Source organism: Streptomyces sp. MK7 (genome assembly GCF_032658145.1).
GTDB lineage: Bacteria > Actinomycetota > Actinomycetes > Streptomycetales > Streptomycetaceae > Streptomyces > Streptomyces spiralis.
In genome coordinates this window covers 1-16,929 of record NZ_JAVACL010000080.1, presented here as the reverse complement: position 1 = coordinate 16,929, position 16,929 = coordinate 1, and the positions used below count along the sequence as shown (strand labels likewise).

Genomic DNA, 16,929 nt, shown 5'->3' with positions numbered 1-16,929 from the left:
GGTGTCGGCAAGAAGCCCGTCGGGGTGGCGGTCTCCCAGGACGGACGCCGGGCCTACACGGCCAATGCCAGCCCTGATTCGGTGTCGGTGATCGACACCGCCACCAACCGCACCGTGGGCAACCCCATCCAAGTCGGCGGTTACCCGGTGTGGGTGGCGGTCTCCCCGGACGGACGCCGGGCCTATGCGGCCAATGCCGGCTCGGCCTCGGTGTCGGTGATCAAGTTCTAGCCTCCCCTTTTCGCCCGGGGTGGCGAAGTGGAGCCGGTCGCGGTGGGACGGCGGTTTTCGGCTGTTGGTCGCCGGGCGGGCATGGCTGGGGCCCGCTGCTGGGGTCACCGCCTCCGCCCCACTGCACCCCACCACCTCCAGGCCGTTGACCAGGGAAAACATAGTGGTTGACAGGGGTCCGGCTGCAGACCAAGCTGGAGCACTAAACCGACAAACAGGGAGCAATCCACCTCATGTCAAGGGAGATCATCATGATGGCAAGCACCCGGAAGCGCATCCGGCACCTCCTCGGTGCGTTCTTCGTTGCTGCGCTGCTCGCCGGAACGGTGGGCGTGACGAGCGCCGAGGCAACGCCTCAGACAACGAAGGCCACGGCGGAATCGCCGAGCGAGGGCTGCACAGGCCCCCAGAACCCGCCGGGCTGTGTGTAGGCAAGGCCGGGGCAGGTGTCGCCCACTGCGTGGTGTCCGTCTTGAAAACCCGCGGTGTGCTGCCGGCGTACAGCCTCATCTGTCCACCCGCGTACGAGCCAACCTCGATCTCGCATGACGGTCCGTCGACGGAGTCGGTGGACCGTTTCGCTTTCCGCGGCTGATGGCGGGCATGTCGGGGACCCGAGTGACACCTCGGGTGGGCGCCGGGTTCCCCTGCTCCGGGCGGGGTGGCGCTGCTCGCAGGGACGGAAAGCTGCCGTGTCATGCCGGAGTTCGGCAGGAGAACAAGCCGTTCGAAGGCGCGTGTGATCTCGCCGGGCCGGGGCCGGCGGCGGATGAGGCGGAGGATGCGGCGCCGGCCGGTGGTGATGAGCCGGGCGGCCGCGGAGACAGGCGGAACCGCAAGGCGGCGGGGCTGCCGGAGCCGGGCCGGCCGGTCAGGGCGAGCATGGGCATCCAGGCCAGCAGGTCGAGTGCGATCAGCCGTGCCAGCCGGCCCGGAAAGGCCGGTCGAAGACCGGCCGCACCCGGCCACGGGCCGACCGCCTCGCGCCCGGGCGACGCGAGGTTCCCTCCCCGGCAGCCCGCTCGCGCGGTCCTGCCGACCGGCGTCCGCCCGCAGGGACACGCACCAACGGACCGGACGCACGAGGCACACCGTGCCCGGGTCAACCCGCGTTCGCCCACACCCTGTTTGTGTCGTTTCCGGGTGGCCGGCCATGAAGCGACCGGGGCGGACCGGTCCGCACACAGACGCGACGAGCGCCTCCTCGAGGGCATCGGGCCCGGGCCGGGTCGGACCTGCCCGGACCGGGCCCTCGGTACCGGACGGGCCTGCCTGTGCGAACCGGCGGGGGCCGGGCCGCCCGGCCGCTCATCCGTAGCGGCTCAGTTCATGGAAGAAGTCCTCTACGACGTGCAGATGCCCGGCGCGGGCCACCTCGTCGTAGACGTGTTTGCCGACGGCGAGGTCGAGGACTCCGAGGCCGAAGGGCGAGAAGACCACGGGCCGGTCCTCCGGGAGCGCCACCCGGCCGGTCATGACGTCGTTTAGCGTTCCGGTGAGAAAGTCCCTGTTGCCGGTGAGCTGTTCGGTCAGGTGTGGTGAGGTGTCGGCCTTGAGGCAGTGGTCGACGTCGTCGACGATGTTCGCCGATGCGAGCACGATGTCGGGGGCGAGGTCGCGCAGCGACACGTGCAGCACCAAGGGGTTGTGGTCCAACCATGCGGGGTCGGTGACGTGCGGCCGGCCGGCGACGGTGGCGAAGACCACCAGGTCGCTGGAGCGGATCAGCTGCTCCGGGCTGTGGTGCGTCGTGATCCGTGGGGCCGCATCGGTGTGTTCCAGGTAGCTGTGGAAGCCGGCAGCGTGGTCGGGGGACACGTCGTGGATGCCGATCTGGTCGAAGTTCCAGCCGGTCGCGGTCAGAAAGGCGTGGATGTAGCGGGCGATCAGGCCGGTTCCGAAGAATCCGACGCGGGTGGGGCGTCGGCGGTGGCGGCTGAGCCAGTCGGCCGCCGACGCGGCCATCGCGGCCGTTCGGCTCGCGCTGATGATGGAGCTCTCCAGGCAGGCGAGCGGATAGCCGGTGTCGTGGTCGTTGAGGATGAGCACGGCCGAGGCTCGCGGGATGCCGCAGGACACGTTGTCGGGGAAGCTGGAGATCCACTTCAGGCCGTCCACTCGTACCTGCCCGCCGATCGACGCGGGCAGCGCGATGATCCGCGCCGTCGGCCGGTCGGGGAAGCGCAGGAAGTACGACGGCGGATTGACCGAGTCCCCGGCTGCGTGCAGCCGGTAGGTCGACTCGACGAGATCGACGATCTGCCGTTCTCGGCCCCGCAGCGTGTGCTGGACCTGGGCACCGGGGATCACGGCGAACGGTGGCACCGCGGCCTGCGGTGGTGTCGTGCTCGGCTGGGGCATCGCGGACTGGGGCATGGTGCGGACTCCTTGGCGCAGGAAGGGGGGCGTGGTCATCGGGCGTTGTCGTCGAAGGCCGGCGGGCGGGGGGCCAGGTGCAGCGGTTCGGCCATGGCGACAACGACGTCACGCGGTGGTTCGAAGGGCTCCCTGTTGTGTGCCATGCGGACGTTGTCGACGAGCATCAGGTCGCCGTCCTGCCACGGCTCGCGGACGGTGTGCCTCTCGTACACCGTGTTGATCAGCTGGACGACGTCCTCGCCGATCGGATCGCCGTTGCCGAAGCGCGTGGTGAAGGGCAGACGGTCGGGGCCGTGGACGTCGATGAGGTACTCCCGCACCTCGGGGGCCATCGTCCACTCGTTGAGGAACGCGATCTGGTTGAACCAGCAGCGTCGGCCGGAGACCGGGTGGCGCACCACGGCGCGGCGGCGCTGGCGGGTGTGCAGGCCTCCGTCGGGCAGCCAGCCGAACTCGATGCTGTGGGCGCGGCAGTAGTCCTCGACAGCAGCCGGGTCGTCGGTGCCGAACGACTCCGCCCAGGAGGCCCCGATCTCGTCGTGGTAGGTGCGTGTGAGCAGCCAGCCCTCCTCTTCGAACCGCTGGACCAGCTCGGGCGGCAGCGCGTCGAGGACGGCGGTGGCGTCGGCGAGAGCGGTGGCTCCGCCGGTGCGGGGCGCGGCCAGGCAGGCCAGCAGCAGCAGGCCGGGGGGCGCGTGGGTGTAGCTGAGTTCGTGGTGCATGCACATGGGCTGGTTGGCCGGCCAGGTGGTGGAGGAGTAGAGGCCCGGCGCGCGGGTGCGGCGGGGCGCGAAGGCCTCCCTCTCGGTCATCAGGCCGGGAGCCAGGTGGTAAAGGACGGCTCCGGCCTGGCCGGTCTCCTGCAGAGCGAGGCCGCGGATGAGGAGCGCGCCGTGTTCGGTGACGAGCCTGCGGACGGCGTGGCGGTGCTCGGCCGCCCAGCCGGGCGCGTTCCCGCGGGCGTGGGCGCTGGTGTGCAGGACGGGGGGTTTGCCGGGGCGCACGTCGAGTTCCGTCCCCGGCATGGGCGTGGGGAGGGTGGAGGCGGGGAGTGACATCTTTCGTGTCCTTTGCGTGGTTGGGGGGATGTTCCGTGGGTGGGGGAAGTCGGACGAGGTCAGGCTGAGGCCTGTCGTGTGGTTGACGGCTGCCGGCCAAGCTCCTGCTTCTCCAGGAGCCGGGCCAGGTCCGTGAGGACGGGGTGGCGGGTGATGTCCGCAAGGGACACCAGGCGGTCCAGGCTGATGGCGAGTTTCACGGCCGACAGCGAGGTGCCGCCCAGGTCGAAGAAGTGGTCGTGGCGTCCGATCCGGTCCTGCGGGACGTCGAGGGCGCCGGCCCATGCGGCGGCCAGCCGCCGTTCGGTGGGTGTAGCGGGCGCTTCGACGTCGTCCTTCGCGGCATGAAGCAGCTGGGTGGCCAGGGCCGTCAGGGCTTTGCGGTCTGCCTTGCCGTTGGCGGTCAGCGGGAGGTGCGCGCACCGGTGGACGGCCGAAGGGACCATGTACGGGGGCAGTACGGTGCTCAGCCGGTCCAGCAGGACGTCGGTGTGCAGGGGGCGCGGGGAGGTGTAGAAGGCCACCAGGTGTGTGCTGTGGTCGGGTCGTTCGGCGACCACCACGGCGCTGTCGCGGACGCCGGGCACCTGCAGCAGGGTGTTCTCGATCTCGCCGGTCTCGATGCGGAAGCCGCGGATCTTGACCTGGGTGTCGCGACGGCCCAGGAACTCCAGCTTGCCGTCGGGCCGCCAGCGGCCGAAGTCGCCGCTCAGGTAGAGGCGCCGGCCTGGACGGTGGGGATCGCTCAGGTAGGCGGGCCGGGTGCGCTCGGGGTCGTTGACGTAGCCGCGGCCGACGCAGATCCCGGAGAAGGCGATCACGCCCGGCGCGCCGAGCGGCACCGGGTTCAGGCGCTCGTCGACGACGTAGAGGTGCACGTTGTTGACCGGCCGGCCCAGCGGGACCCGGTCGCCGTCCGGTGGACGGTCCATGATCTCGTGGTTGGTGTCGTCGGAGGTCTCGGTCAGTCCGTAGGCGTTGACCAGTTTGACGTGGGGCTGGGCGGCGAACCAGCGCTGGGCGAGCTCCCTCTTCAGCGCCTCGCCGGTGACCGACACGTACCGCAGGTCCGGCAGGTCGCGCGGGTGCTGCTCCAGGTATGTGAGGACGACTTCCAGGTACGACGGAACGACCTGGAGGACGCAGACCCGTTCGCGGGCGATGGTGTCGAGGAACTGCCGGACGTCGAGGATCACGTTCTGCTCGACCAGAAGGGTCCGTCCCCCGGCCAGGAGCGCGGCGAGCAGTTGCCACAGCGAGATGTCGAAGCACTGGGGCGCGGTCTGGGCGACCACCTGTCCTTCGGCGATCTCCAGGTCGTCGATCTTGGCGTGGAGGTGGTTGAGCATGCCCCCGTGTTCGCACATGGCGCCTTTGGGCCTGCCGGTGGAGCCGGAGGTGAAGTAGATGTAGGCCAGCTGGTCGGCTGCCACGGCGATACCGAGGTCGTCGTCGGCGTGGCCCTCCTCGTCGGCGGTGTCGGTGTGCAGCGTCCGCACGGTGGGCAGGGACGCGAGGGCCGTCCGGAGGGTGGCGGGGGCGGTCGGTCCGGTGAGCACCAGCGTGCACCGCGAAGCGGTGAGCATGGCCTTGACGCGTTCGGCAGGCAGCTGCGGCTCGATGGGCAGGTAGACGCCTCCGGCCTTGAAGACGGCCAGCACGGCGGCCGGCCAGTCCAGGTTTCTGTCCATCACCACCGCGACGACGCCTTCGCGGTCGAGTCCTCGCGCCAGCAGGGCGCGGGCCAGCCGGTTGGCACGGGCATTGAGCTCCCGGTAGGTCCACTGCCGGTTGCGGTGCACCGCTGCGACCGCGTGCGGGTCGTGCCGTACGCGCTGCTCGAACAGCTCATGGGCCCCGGCGTCGGGCAGGCTGCGGTGAGGCCCGGCGAGCCCTTGGAGCTGGAAGCGCCGTTCCTCGGCGGACAGCAGGCTCTGCCGGCCGTGCTCCGCGGCCGGGTCGGTGACGATCAGGGCGAGCGCGGTGAGATGGTAGCCGACGATGCGGGCAGCGCTGTCGGCGTCGAGGACATCGGTGCGGTAGCGCGCCCGCAGGGTGAGCCCGCCGTCGTCGTGGTGCGCAATGCCCATCCGCAGCACTGCGTCGGTGGCCGGGGCGCTGCTGTCTGCGGCGGGGGCGTCGCCGGAGCCGGTGGCATCGAGTGCGGTTTCGTACGGCGGCTCGGGAAGGCCGAGTTCGCGCCTGAGGTCGTCGACCGGGTAGTCCCGGTGCACGAGCACCTGCGAGACGGCCTCGTGGGTGTGCGCCAGCAGGGCCCGCCAGGAACGGGGTGCCGTCGTCAGCCGGCACGGCAGCGGCCGGCCGGGGGCGAGCCCGGACAGGCCGATGGTGGCGGCGCTTTCACCGGTCAGCGCGGCCAGCACTTTGACGTGCGCCGCCAGCAGCACGGTACTCAACGGCACGGCCAGGTCGTCTGCCAGCCGGCGCACGGCTGCCGCGTCACCGACGGGGATCGGTGCGTGGTGCTCGGCCAGTCCGGCGACCGGCTCGCGGGTCCAGTGCGGAAGGGGCGTGCGGCCGCCGGACTCCGTCAGGATGCCGTGCCAGAAGCCTCGGGCGGCGGGAGTGTCGAGTGCCATCGGGATCTGTCCTTGGTTCGAGTGCTGATGTGGTCTGGTGTGGCGGGGTGCGTGCGGCACGGCCTCAGATGCGGCCTGTCAGGGAGACGGGTGGGCGCAGGGTGTTGTCGGGCAGCTGACGGGCCGGGTTTCCGCCCCACCGGGCCTGCGAGGGGACGTGTTCGCCCTTCATGAGGAAGGAGTCGCAGGCCAGGTCGACGTGGTCGGCCAGGGCGACGCCGTAGTGGACGAATGCGCCGACACCGAGCGTGCAGTCGGCACCGATCGTGGTGCGGTCGGACTTGAAGGCGCCGTCCTCCTGCGAGTGGCACTGGACCACCGTGCCCGCATTGAGGGTGCAGTCGTCCCCGATCGTCACCAGCGTCCGTTCGGGGAAGAAGGAGCCGTCGTCGAAGACCCGCTTGCCGATCCGGGCGCCCTGCAACCGCAGAACCACGTTCTTGAACGGGGTCCCGCTGAACATCTGGGCGTGATCGACCGCCGCCATCTTCCAGAAGCGTTCGTGCCGCCAGAAGGACGGCTCGTAGATGGAGCAGGTCAGCGGCCGTTGTGCCGCGAATCCCGTGGCGGCCCGCTCGATCAGGGTGAAGTAGCAGACGCTGAAGACGAGGCCACCGACCATGGACAGGGCAATCGCCGATGCGCCCAGGGAGGGGTAGAGGCTTCCGGCTCCCAGCGTCAGCAGGGTGACGACGAAGACGTGGAACCACCGCGCCAGCAGATACAGCACCGCGGTCACGGCGTTGTGCCGGTTCTTTCGGACGAGGCGGTGGCGCAGTTCGCTGCCGCCCGCCAGGTGGTTCAACCGGGCGTCCCGCATCACGGTGCGCGGAATGGTGAAAGGAGGCGAACCCAGCAGACCGACGCCCTCCCGTATCTCTCCGTCGATGGGCACCATGACCTTCGTGGCCAGCAGGCAGTTGTCGCCCGTCCGGGCCTGTGCCGGATAGGCGATGCGGTTCCCGAGGAAACTTCGCGCTCCGATCGAGGCACGGCAGAGGCGGAACGACGTGTTGGAGAAGTCGGCGTTGATGACCGACAGGCCGTCGGCGACCATCGTGTTGCTGCCCACCGAGGTAAGGAACGGACTGTCGTGCTTGAGTTCCGTGCCGAAATTCGAGCCGGTCTGTGTGACATGGCACAGGTGGTAGCCGAGGTAGCGCAGGTAGTGAACGATCGCGGAGCTGTCCCCGAATATCGTGGTGAAGAACTTCCGGTTGGTCAGAAGGGCGATCGCCCGCTGCAGACCGTAATGGAAGCCGTAGAGCGGGTAGACCGTGTCGGGCTTGATCGCCCTGTCGAGCAGGCGCGGCAGCACGCCCTGGAGGGCGAGCCCGGCGAGCGCGGCGCCGAAGAACAGCGTGAAGGAGGTGGCCAGCGCGCCCAGACACAACACCGGGCCGGCGTGCGGCCACGCCCCGGCATCGAGGGGTGCCTTCAGCGGCGGTACCGCGGCGGCCAGCAGGGCCGCGCCGCCCGTGGCCAGGGGCAGATACACGAGCAGCAGGGCCAGCAGCTGCCCCAGGGCGTAGCGGATCTTTCTCGTGGCGGAGCAGTCGGCGGCGTGCGTACTGCGGAAGTCTGTGCCGGTGGGCTCGGCCGGTGAACCGTGCCAACGCTCCCCGGCGGGCACGGCCTGCCCGGCATACAAGGACGAGGCATGACCGAGCTGGGACGCGTCGCCCATGGAGGTATGGATGTCCAGGACCGTCTGTTCACCGACGACAACGTCCTTGCCGAGAGTGACCGGACCGGTCTGGATGAGGCCGGCATGGGCGCGGTGACAGGAGAACAGAGAGTCCTTGCGTATGACCGCCCCGTCTCCGATGGTGAGCAGATCCGTACACACAGGAATATGCGTGGAAAAGATCGCAACATCGCGACCGATTTTCGCGCCCAGCGCACGCAGATACAGCACGAACAGCGGCGACGCCGTGAACAGGCGGACGGGGCTGGTCCGGATCAGGGTTTTGACGATCCACCAGCGCAGGTAGGTGAGGCTCCACACGGGGAACTGACGGGGCGTGAAGCGGCCGATGAGCGTCCATTTGGCCACGATCGGCACCGTGCACAGGCCGATGAATCCGGCACCGCCGGCCAGCACGGAACGCAGGTAGCGATCGGCGAGGGCGGAGCCGTCGCCGATCCATGCGTAGCCCCGTGTCGCTGCCGACGCGGCCAGGTAGCAGTACCCGAGGAAAAACAGCAACTGCAGCAGTCCGCACAGCACGTACTGACGCGTGCCGGCTCGTGCTGCGGCCCCGTGCGAGGTCTGTGCGGCGTTCGTGGCCGGCACCGGCCCGAAGGCCCGGACGGACGGCTGATGGGGCATGGACAGGGGTGTCGCAGGCACCGTGGGGGTCGACACGCCGGTCGCAAGTCCGGTGCCCGCGGTCGCCGCACCGGTGGCAGCGGATGCGGAGGCCATGGCTTCGGGCCCGGTCAGCGCGGCGGCGAGAGTCTCGACCGTGGAATGCCGGTAGACGTCCTTCATCGACACGGACGGCAGGTCCGCCCGCTTCCTGACCCGCGCACAGAACTGGGCCATCACCATCGAATCCGCGCCCAGGTCGTCGAAGAAGTGACTGTCGGCCGACACGTGTTCCACGCGCAGGACGTCGGCCAGCACCCCGGCCAGCAGCCGTGCGGTGGCGGCCGGCGACCCGGCGGTGGCGGCGTCAGGCTCTGCGCTGCCGTCGGGGCACATGGAGGGGCGGGGCGGGCCGGCCGTCCATGTACGGGAGGAATTCCCTGCCATGTGAGCTCCGATGTCGTCGGTGTGGTGGTGGCGGCGGGCTTCTGCCACCCGCAAAGGCGCCAGAGCCTTTCGCGGCGGATTCCTGACGCCCGCCCCACCAGTACGCCCGGCCGGCACGACTTCGTCACGCCGCTGAATCTCGTAACTTGACACCACGCATTGGTGGCGGTACGCGCCGGGACAAGCACCGGTGGAAGGCACCGAGCGCGCAGGCCCCTCCTCGAATCCCAGGAATCCGTGCCGCTACGCGCGAGCCCGGCCGTTGTCAAGCCCCGAATTCCGGTGGCATGACGGAACCAGGGGTGATCCCGCGTACTGGTGGAAACGGTTCACCCACAGATCAGGAGGAGACCGTGCCGGTCATATCCGCCCCTCAGGAATTCAACGAGAACGACCTCTACATCGACCTGGAGGCGATCACCAGGCACCAGTTGTTCCTCAAATGTGAAGGGTTCAACTTCGCCGGCTCGATCAAGCTCAAGGCTGCCGCCGCCATGGTCGAGGCCGCCGAACGCGACGGTCTGCTCACCGACGGCGCGATCCTCGTCGAGTCCTCCTCCGGCAACCTCGGGGTGGCCCTGAGCATGATCGCGGCCAGCAAGGGCTACGGGTTCGTGTGCGTGACCGACACCCGCTGCAACCTGCCCACCCGGCTGCTCATGGAAGCGCTCGGCAGCCAGGTCCACATCGTCACCGAGCCCGCCCGGCAGGGCGGCCTGCTCGGCGCGCGCATCGACCACGTCCGCGCACTGTGTGCGTCGGACGACCGGTACGTGTGGCTCAACCAGTACACCAACCCCAACAACCACATGGCCCACTACCGCACCACCGCCCCGGCCATCGCCCGCCACTTCCCCGGCCTCGACGTTCTCTTCGTCGGAGCCGGTACCACGGGCACGCTCATGGGCTGCGCACGCTACTTCCGCGAGTGGCACAGGCCGGTGCACATCGTCGCCATCGACACCGAGGGCTCTGTCACCTTCAAGGACACTCCAGGCCGGCGCATGATCCCCGGCCTGGGTACGAGCGTGCGTCCACCGCTGCTGGACGACTCTTACGTGGACGAGGTGATACACATCAGCGAAGCCGACACCATCCGCACCTGCCACCAGCTCGCCCGCCGCGGCTTCCTCTTCGGAGGCTCCACCGGCACGGTCGTCAGCGGCGCCACCCGCTGGCTCGCCCAGCAGCCGGCACCCCGCCGGCAGCCGACCGCCGTGGCCATCGCCCCCGACCTCGGCGAGCGCTACCTCGAAACCGTCTACCACACCAACTGGGTACAGGACCTCTACGGGGACGACGTACTCGAAGGCGCTGCCGCCCCCACAGGGGGCGAAGGACGGACCGCGACCAGACCGTACCGGGAATTCCCCGATGCGCCCTTCACCGGCGAGGGACGGCAGGCCGATGGCAGACAGCTGCGTGCCGCCGGCGGCGGCCCGGAGCGGCAGCGCCGCTGAGCGGCCGGTGCGGTAGCCACGCAGGGCGACAAGGCGCGGACGGTGTGCGTCAGCCCGCCGGACCACGCCGGACAGCTCGCTCCCCGCCACGGCCCGCGCCCGGCCCGGCCACCGTCGTCACCGAGGCCGACGGCCCTCGAGCACGGCACCTGGGCGCCGAACCGCGGCCGCGGCGGCGTATCCGTCGTCCACGGCCACATCCCTGATCGTCCATCCCCGCACAGTGGCCGGTGCGCTCCTGCGGGCCCCCAGGTAGTCCAGTGACATGGCGCGTCCCAGCCCCGTGCCCAGCCCTTTGAGATAGGCCTCCTTGCGCGCCCAGACCCGAGCGAACGCCGCCGGCCTGTCCACCGTCCGCAGCTCGCTCAACTCGGCGCTCTCCCGCGGATGCAAGCAGGCCCCGACCTCATCGGCCACCGCGAGGCCGGGGACCGTCTCGACGTCCACGCCCACCGGCGTCGCCGCGAAGGCCAACAGACACAGCCCCCCGCTGTGGGACAGCGAGAAATGCACGGGATCGCCACGCACCGCAGGACGCCCGTGCGGCTCCCCGCACTGCGGACACGGCAGCCGCTCCAGCGGAACGTCGACGGGCGGGACGCCGAGGTAGGCACCCAGCAGCAGGCGCACGGCCACGTGCCCGCTCAGATACGCGTCCCTGTCCCGGGACTCCCTCAGCGCCGCCGCACGCTCCGTCTCGGTCCCGTCCAGGACCGAAGAGGCCAGACGCGCCGCCACCGGCCTGAAGGCCTCCGCCCGCACCAGCCACAACCAGGGCCGCCCCGCCGTCCCCGACGCCATCAGCGGCCGCTCCCACCCCCCGTCCCGCAGCTCCGTCGGGTGCCACAGCGCACCAGCCATCACCCTGGCAGGATACGAACTCAAACGAGTTCGGGGTGCGGTTCCGGTTGCCCCACGGTACGGCCTTCGGTTCCCACGGCCTGGTGGTCCGGACGCAGTCGTGGACCACCGAGGTCATCGCCATGACGAGAAGTGGTCCGCACGGACCCTCGACGCCGCAGCCCACAGCGCGGGCAAAGGCCGGCAGCTGCGTGTCGCCGCGGTGCAGGCCCAGCGCCTTCCCGATCCGCAGCCCCGTACACGCCGGCAGCGCGATCAGGAAACGATCCCTGGCACGCGGAGCCGCAGCGATCACGCGGCGGATCCGCTCATCGCCGAGGTCCTCATGGCCAAGCTCGGTCACCTGGAAACGGAACACGGCCGCCCCCACCTCGCGCCGCTGTCCCGACTCGCCGCCGTCAAAGCCGGGCGAAAGTGAGGCGCAGCAGCGACCGGGCTGTGACAACAGCCCGGTCGTGCCGCCGTGCGCAGCGCCGAACCGCAGGAACGTCGTCGTCCTGGTCGATCAGGCAGGCACCGAGGCACTGCGCGCAGAGAGCGCCCAGGTTCTCGCCCGACGGGGCTGCGGCTGTCACCGACACCGCGGCCGCAGGCGGGCCAGCATGGCGCGGGCCGCCGGCGGTCGGTGACGTCGGCGGCACACCCCAGCACCATCGGCAGCAGGCCCAGGAAGTCCGTGACGACATGCCGGCACCTTCCGTTGATCTTCTCGCCGCCGTCATAGCCGCGTGAAGCGGCGGGCACCGAGGCGGCGCCCTCAAACCGACTGCAAGTCGATGACCGCCGCGGTTGGCTCCTGATCGGCTCCTGATCCCGGCCCTCGGCCCCGCGGCCCGGCCGCGCAGCCCGTCGTGGAACTCCTTGACCAGGCCGTGCTCCCGCCACCTGTCCACCCGGCCGGGATCACCCGGCCACGGACCGTGTTCGATCAGAACCGTCCTCCTGATCGATGGAGTCACGGCCTCTCCGAACCCTTCCGCCTTTCCCTGTAACGCGCCTGTGACAGTCGGCGGACACGGCCATGACGTCCGACAAGCAATGTGGAGAAACAAGGGCAAATCGCCCTAAACGGTCGGATCCCTCGTCGGAGGACAGCACCATGAGCGCCACCCTCGCCATTGCGCACATCGAAGCCCCCGCCCCCGCGCTGGCTCCGCGCGAGCGCGAGACCCTCCGGCACATCGCCGCCGGCCGCACCTACCTCCAGACCGCCCGCCACATGGGCCTGTCCACCCACACGGTGGACGCCTACCTGCGCCGTATCCGGGCCAAGCTCAACATCACCAACACCGCCGAACTGACCCGCGTGGCCATCGCCCTGGGCCTGTGACCCAGGCGACCGCGACCGGCTCCCCGTCGAGACCGCGCACGCCGGCGGCGGTGGAGGGCCGGCGCAGTCCGCGGACCGGACGCCGGACGTCGCCGCCGCTTTGCGGTCAGAAGCTGCTGTCCTTTCGATCCCGACCCTGACCGTTCAGGTGCCCTCCAGTCTCACCGCCGCTTCCTCTCCGCGTTTTGACGGCATCCCTGAGACCGCGCCTGAGATCTTCCGTGTCACGCGGGCTGGATGATCGCTGAGTCTGATGTGGCTGGTGGGGGCTGTCCGTCGGACCTGACGGACCAACAGGGGGCGTTGGCCGAATCGTTGCTGCCGCCGGCACGGGTGGGGCCGAAGAGCGGGCGGCGCGAGAAGCATCCGCGGCGCCGGATCGTCGATGCGATCTTCTACATCGTTCGGACCGGGTGCGCTTGGCGGCAGTCGCCGAAGGACTTCACCCCCTGGCAGACCGTGTACTGGTACTGCACCCGGTGGCACGACGACGGCACAGCCGAACGGGTCCACGACGCCCTACGGAGCCAGGCCCGTGAGGCCGACGGCCGCCACGCCGAGCCCAGCACCGGATTGATCGACTCGCAGCCGGTCCGCACCACCGACACCGTCCCGGCCGCCACGGGGGACTTCGACGCGGGCAAGAAACCCAAGGGCCGTAAGCGGTTCATTGTCACGGACACCCCCGGCCCGCTCCTCGCGGTCCACGTCGTGGCAGCGAACATCCAGGACCGCGACGGAGCCGGGCACCCACTGTCGTGGACCCGCCTGGACCACCCGGGCATCCGCAAGACCCGGGCCGACCAGGGCTTCACCGGCCGCCTGGCCGACCGGGCCGGCGAGGCTCTCGGCCGCGAGCCGACGATCGTCCCCCAAGACCCCTGACCAGCGCGGTTTCCAGGTTCAGCACTCCAGCCCGGCCAGAGACCATGATCCGCTGGGCGGTGATCGGCATCATGGTCCGCAGACTCACCCGAGCTCACCCCGCAGATCGTCCGGGTCGACGCCCCCCGCTGCAACCCGACAAATCCCAGCTGAGTCCGGACGGCGAAAGCGCTACTGCCACGCGATGACCGACATCAATGCGGCTCGACTCGAGGCGGACGCAGCCCACCGCCTGCGGCAGAGCGAGTGCTGCACCACACAAGCCGGGCTCAGCGACGACGACTTCGATCGCATTGAGGCGACCTACGGCTTCCGATTCTCCGACGACCACCGCGCCTTCCCGTCCGCCGGGCTGCCGGTCAGCTCGCCGCCGGAAGAAGGAGCCACTTGGGACAACCCCCTGGCCCAACTGGCGCACCGGCAACCCCGAGCCTCCGCTCCCCATCTCGCGTGGCCGACGGACGGGGTGCTGAACGCGGTCGAGCATGGCCGCTGGCACACCCCGTGGGGGGGGTTCACCCCGCCGATATCCACGGCGGGGTGAACCGCGGCAAAGAACCATCCGGCGGCAGTGCCGCAACTGGTGCCTCTCTACGCACACCGGTTCCTCCCTGCAGGTCGCAAAACCCACGGGCACCCGGTTCTGTCGATCTGGGACACGGACATCATCTACTACGGCGAAGACCTGGCCGAGTACATCAGCCATGAGTTCGAAGACGGGCACGAGCACCACGAAAACCGGAATCCGCGAGCGACTGTCGGCTTCTGGCGGGACTTCGCCGAGTAGGCCCGCAGCAGCTCAACCGCAATCTGAGGCCTGCTCGGCATGCCGGCCTCCATGCAGGCGGATCTGAGACCGCGTTTGACGTCTGCTCTCTGCTCGACGTCATAGCTGATGCCGAAGACGCCAGTGATGCAGGCGTCGAGCAGGCAGGCGAACGCCTGAGCGGAGACTACCGACGGAGCAGGGACAACACCGGCGTCGCCGGCATCGACGAAGCAGTCGATGTCGGCCCACCCGCCGCGGTGGAGGACAACGAGGAGTTCGACCTCATTCAGACCGTGCAGATGAATGCCGACCGAGTCGGGGCCGTGGACCTGAGAGCGCTCTGTCTTCCCTTGCCGGGGCCACGGGGCCGCCCCGTCGCGCCAGGTGACGGGCTCGGCGACCAGCCCCGCTGCCTGCCACGCAGGCCGGCGGTCCGCGACAGCGGCAACGGCTTCATGAAGGTCTACGACACACTCCACGCAGCGATCACCGCCTACGGCTCTGGTTCCACTCCGCAGCGGTGCGACGCCAAGGGGCGAAGACCTGGACGCGTAGCCGGGCATCCTCGGGCCGGCCGGCGGACCATAACGCCGATCACGACCCAGCGGATCATGGTCTCGGCGTGGGTCGGGCCCGTCTGTGTGCGCGCTCTGAAAGGGCCCGAGCTCCTCTGACGGATCGCGCCAGGGCGAGCAGGTCCGGTACGTCCACACGACGGCTTCCAGGGTTCGGCGATGGTCGGCCCACCGTCGTCCACGGACGGGACCGGGCGGCATCAGCGGCTCGATCCCGTCCCCGATCGCATCAGTGACCACCAACCGGACAGACACATCCGATCAACCGGCCCACCCATCAAGGAGACACGCTCTAGTGCCGTTGCGGGGGCCAGGGTCAAGACGACGGCGGTGGCAGCCAGGGCGCTGTACAAAAGAGGGCGGTGTGCAAGAACCGGGACAGGGTGCCGGCCCGGGCGGTCTCGGTGGCAAGCCCCGGGCAGGTGCGGCCGCCGCGGGCACCGGGTGATGTGTGCAGCGGTGAGTGCTCATGGGGTTTTTCTTTCCGGGACGCAGGGTTTTCCGCCCGGCACACGGACTGGTGAAGTTTCGTCCTGCGCCGGGCGGCCGCATCGCGAGGCATGAGGAAAAACACCGCGGTGGGGTTCGTGGCCTTCGGGATCCTGCATCGAGTCGGCCCGGCCGAAAAATCGCCAGGAGAATGAGGAATCACGGCTCGACAAGTTCGGTGGTCCAGGTTGCCGTGGCTGCCCTGTCCGGTGCCGTCACTGCCGGTGCCCCGCCGGTGCCGCCAGGGCTGCCGTGGTCGTGGCCCCCCTGGTGGCGCCGCCCGCGCCGAGGGCCGTCTCCCCGCGCCGCAGCGCCAGATACCTCCGCAGACCCCTGTTGGCTTCCCGCCGTACCCGGCGCAGTACCGGGACCTGGGTGGCCCTGTGCAACTGGTAGTGCCACGGCGCCTGAGCCCCCTGCCGTACCGACATCGCGTAGGCGAAGTCCGCCAGATCCTGCTCAAGGTGATGGTCGAGATGCTCGAACCAGGCCATGCTCGTGCGGGCCGCGGCCTGCACGGGATGGAGCGCGGCCCGGCGGCGCTTGTCGTAGGCCTGCAAAGCGGCAGACAGCTCTGCCTCCGTGTACAGGCTGTGCGCGAGCTCGATCGCATCCAGCAGCGCCAGCCGGGTCCCCGAGCCCAGGGTGTAGTGGGTGGTGTGGGCGGCGTCCCCCAGCAGCACCACGTTGTCGTGGCACCAGGTGGCGTTGCGTACCTCGGTGAAGTTCTGCCAGCGTGCCGGCTCCCCCCGGGACCGGCCAAGCAGCGCGTGGCCGTCCAGAGCGGAGACGAAGATCTGTTCCAACAACCGCACACCGTCGGCGGTGTCGAGCGTATTGAGTCCCAGCCCCCGCCAGGTCTCCGGGGCACATTCGACGACGCAGGTGCTGACTTCCGCGCTCGAGGGATAGGCGTAAAACCAGATCCACCCGGCCGGGGTCGGTTCGAAAGCGAAGGTGAAGCGAGGGAACACCTTGTCGGTGCCCAGCCATATGTAGGGATTGCGGCCGGCTTCCAGACGGGTGCCGAAGTGGTCGCCGTGCAACTGGCGCACCCGGCTGTTGGCCCCGTCACAGGCGACGATCAAGTCGGCGCCGGCGAGCTCGGCCAGGTCGTCGACCTTGCGGCGGTGCTGGACATCCACCCCCAGCTCGGTCGCGCGTCGGGTGAGGATGTCGAGCAGGGTGGCACGGGCGATGCTGTAGCCGTACCGGCCCAGATACGCGGTCTGTTCCCCGCGACGGACCTCCTGGTCCTGCCACAGGGCCGAGGCCGCACGCACCGCCTGGGCGCTGTCGGGGTCGTTGCGGTAGAGGTGGTCGAGCAGGTCGTCCCCATACCCCACGCCCCAGCCGTAGGTGGCCCCCGGCGGGTCGCGTTCGATGACGGTGATGTCATGGCCGGCATCGCGGCGCTTGGCCGCGATCGCGAAGTACAACGCGCCCGGTCCACCGCCGACGCACACGATCTTCATGGCGTGCACCGTTCTGGCTGCACGGCCCGGTGGCCGTACCGCGGCTACGGCACCCTGGT

At 69.9% G+C, this 16,929-nt stretch carries 13 protein-coding genes and 2 pseudogenes; 7 read left to right on the top strand and 8 right to left on the bottom strand.

The window, feature by feature from the left end; all coding sequences use genetic code 11:
* The coding region (locus R2S09_RS38525) for a YncE family protein (RefSeq protein ID WP_399145627.1) at nt 1-231 on the top strand (231 nt) is incomplete at its 5' end.
* A 699-nt stretch (nt 232-930) separates the two neighbouring features.
* Here R2S09_RS38525 and R2S09_RS38520 read toward each other — a convergent pair.
* From R2S09_RS38520 to R2S09_RS38500, 5 genes and pseudogenes are all read right to left on the bottom strand, one after another.
* Nucleotides 931-1,145: pseudogene (locus R2S09_RS38520) on the bottom strand (IS1380 family transposase); the annotation flags it as partial.
* Between the two features lie 394 nt (nt 1,146-1,539).
* Nucleotides 1,540-2,607: a 2,3-diaminopropionate biosynthesis protein SbnB gene (gene sbnB, locus R2S09_RS38515; RefSeq protein WP_316745849.1), complete on the bottom strand. Its 1,068-nt coding sequence runs from the start codon at nt 2,605-2,607 to the stop codon at nt 1,540-1,542.
* A gap of 35 nt (nt 2,608-2,642) precedes the next feature.
* Nucleotides 2,643-3,668, bottom strand: coding sequence for a TauD/TfdA family dioxygenase (locus tag R2S09_RS38510; protein ID WP_306192958.1), 1,026 nt, complete (start codon nt 3,666-3,668; stop codon nt 2,643-2,645).
* Between the two features lie 59 nt (nt 3,669-3,727).
* Nucleotides 3,728-6,268 carry an amino acid adenylation domain-containing protein gene (locus R2S09_RS38505; protein ID WP_316745846.1) on the bottom strand — a complete coding sequence of 847 codons (2,541 nt, stop codon included), beginning with the start codon at nt 6,266-6,268 and terminating at the stop codon, nt 3,728-3,730.
* 64 nt (nt 6,269-6,332) lie between these two features.
* The gene (locus R2S09_RS38500) at nt 6,333-9,026 is read right to left on the bottom strand and encodes a Pls/PosA family non-ribosomal peptide synthetase (protein ID WP_316745844.1); all 2,694 of its coding nucleotides are present in this window, start codon (nt 9,024-9,026) and stop codon (nt 6,333-6,335) included.
* A gap of 353 nt (nt 9,027-9,379) precedes the next feature.
* Between R2S09_RS38500 and sbnA the strand changes: the two genes are divergently transcribed.
* Nucleotides 9,380-10,486 (top strand): 2,3-diaminopropionate biosynthesis protein SbnA, encoded by a 1,107-nt coding sequence (gene sbnA, locus R2S09_RS38495; protein ID WP_316745842.1) that lies wholly within the window; start codon nt 9,380-9,382, stop codon nt 10,484-10,486.
* A gap of 117 nt (nt 10,487-10,603) precedes the next feature.
* Here the strand turns inward: sbnA and R2S09_RS38490 are convergent, their stop codons facing one another.
* Entirely contained in the window at nt 10,604-11,347 is a 744-nt protein-coding gene (locus R2S09_RS38490) for a 4'-phosphopantetheinyl transferase superfamily protein (protein WP_316745840.1), read from the bottom strand.
* A gap of 100 nt (nt 11,348-11,447) precedes the next feature.
* Between R2S09_RS38490 and R2S09_RS38485 the strand changes: the two genes are divergently transcribed.
* The 5 genes from R2S09_RS38485 to R2S09_RS38460 all read left to right on the top strand — a co-directional run bounded on the left by R2S09_RS38485 (nt 11,448) and on the right by R2S09_RS38460 (nt 14,349).
* Entirely contained in the window at nt 11,448-11,765 is a 318-nt protein-coding gene (locus tag R2S09_RS38485; RefSeq protein WP_316745838.1) for a hypothetical protein, read from the top strand.
* A gap of 681 nt (nt 11,766-12,446) precedes the next feature.
* Nucleotides 12,447-12,677, top strand: a complete 231-nt coding sequence (locus R2S09_RS38475) for a response regulator transcription factor (protein WP_306192969.1) — start codon at nt 12,447-12,449, stop codon at nt 12,675-12,677.
* Between the two features lie 237 nt (nt 12,678-12,914).
* Nucleotides 12,915-13,562, top strand: a complete 648-nt coding sequence (locus tag R2S09_RS38470) for an IS5 family transposase (RefSeq protein ID WP_316745835.1) — start codon at nt 12,915-12,917, stop codon at nt 13,560-13,562.
* Nucleotides 13,563-13,746: 184 nt separating this feature from the next.
* Nucleotides 13,747-14,106: a hypothetical protein gene (locus R2S09_RS38465; protein WP_316745833.1), complete on the top strand. Its 360-nt coding sequence runs from the start codon at nt 13,747-13,749 to the stop codon at nt 14,104-14,106.
* Between the two features lie 27 nt (nt 14,107-14,133).
* Nucleotides 14,134-14,349 carry a hypothetical protein gene (locus R2S09_RS38460; protein ID WP_316745850.1) on the top strand — a complete coding sequence of 72 codons (216 nt, stop codon included), beginning with the start codon at nt 14,134-14,136 and terminating at the stop codon, nt 14,347-14,349.
* A 623-nt stretch (nt 14,350-14,972) separates the two neighbouring features.
* On the opposite strand, the pseudogene R2S09_RS38455 reads toward R2S09_RS38460, so the two are convergent.
* Both R2S09_RS38455 and R2S09_RS38450 read right to left on the bottom strand, forming a co-directional pair.
* Nucleotides 14,973-15,161: pseudogene (locus R2S09_RS38455) on the bottom strand (transposase); the annotation flags it as partial.
* 449 nt (nt 15,162-15,610) lie between these two features.
* A partial coding sequence (locus R2S09_RS38450) for an FAD-dependent monooxygenase (RefSeq protein WP_316745832.1) occupies nt 15,611-16,929 on the bottom strand: 1,319 nt, incomplete at its 5' end.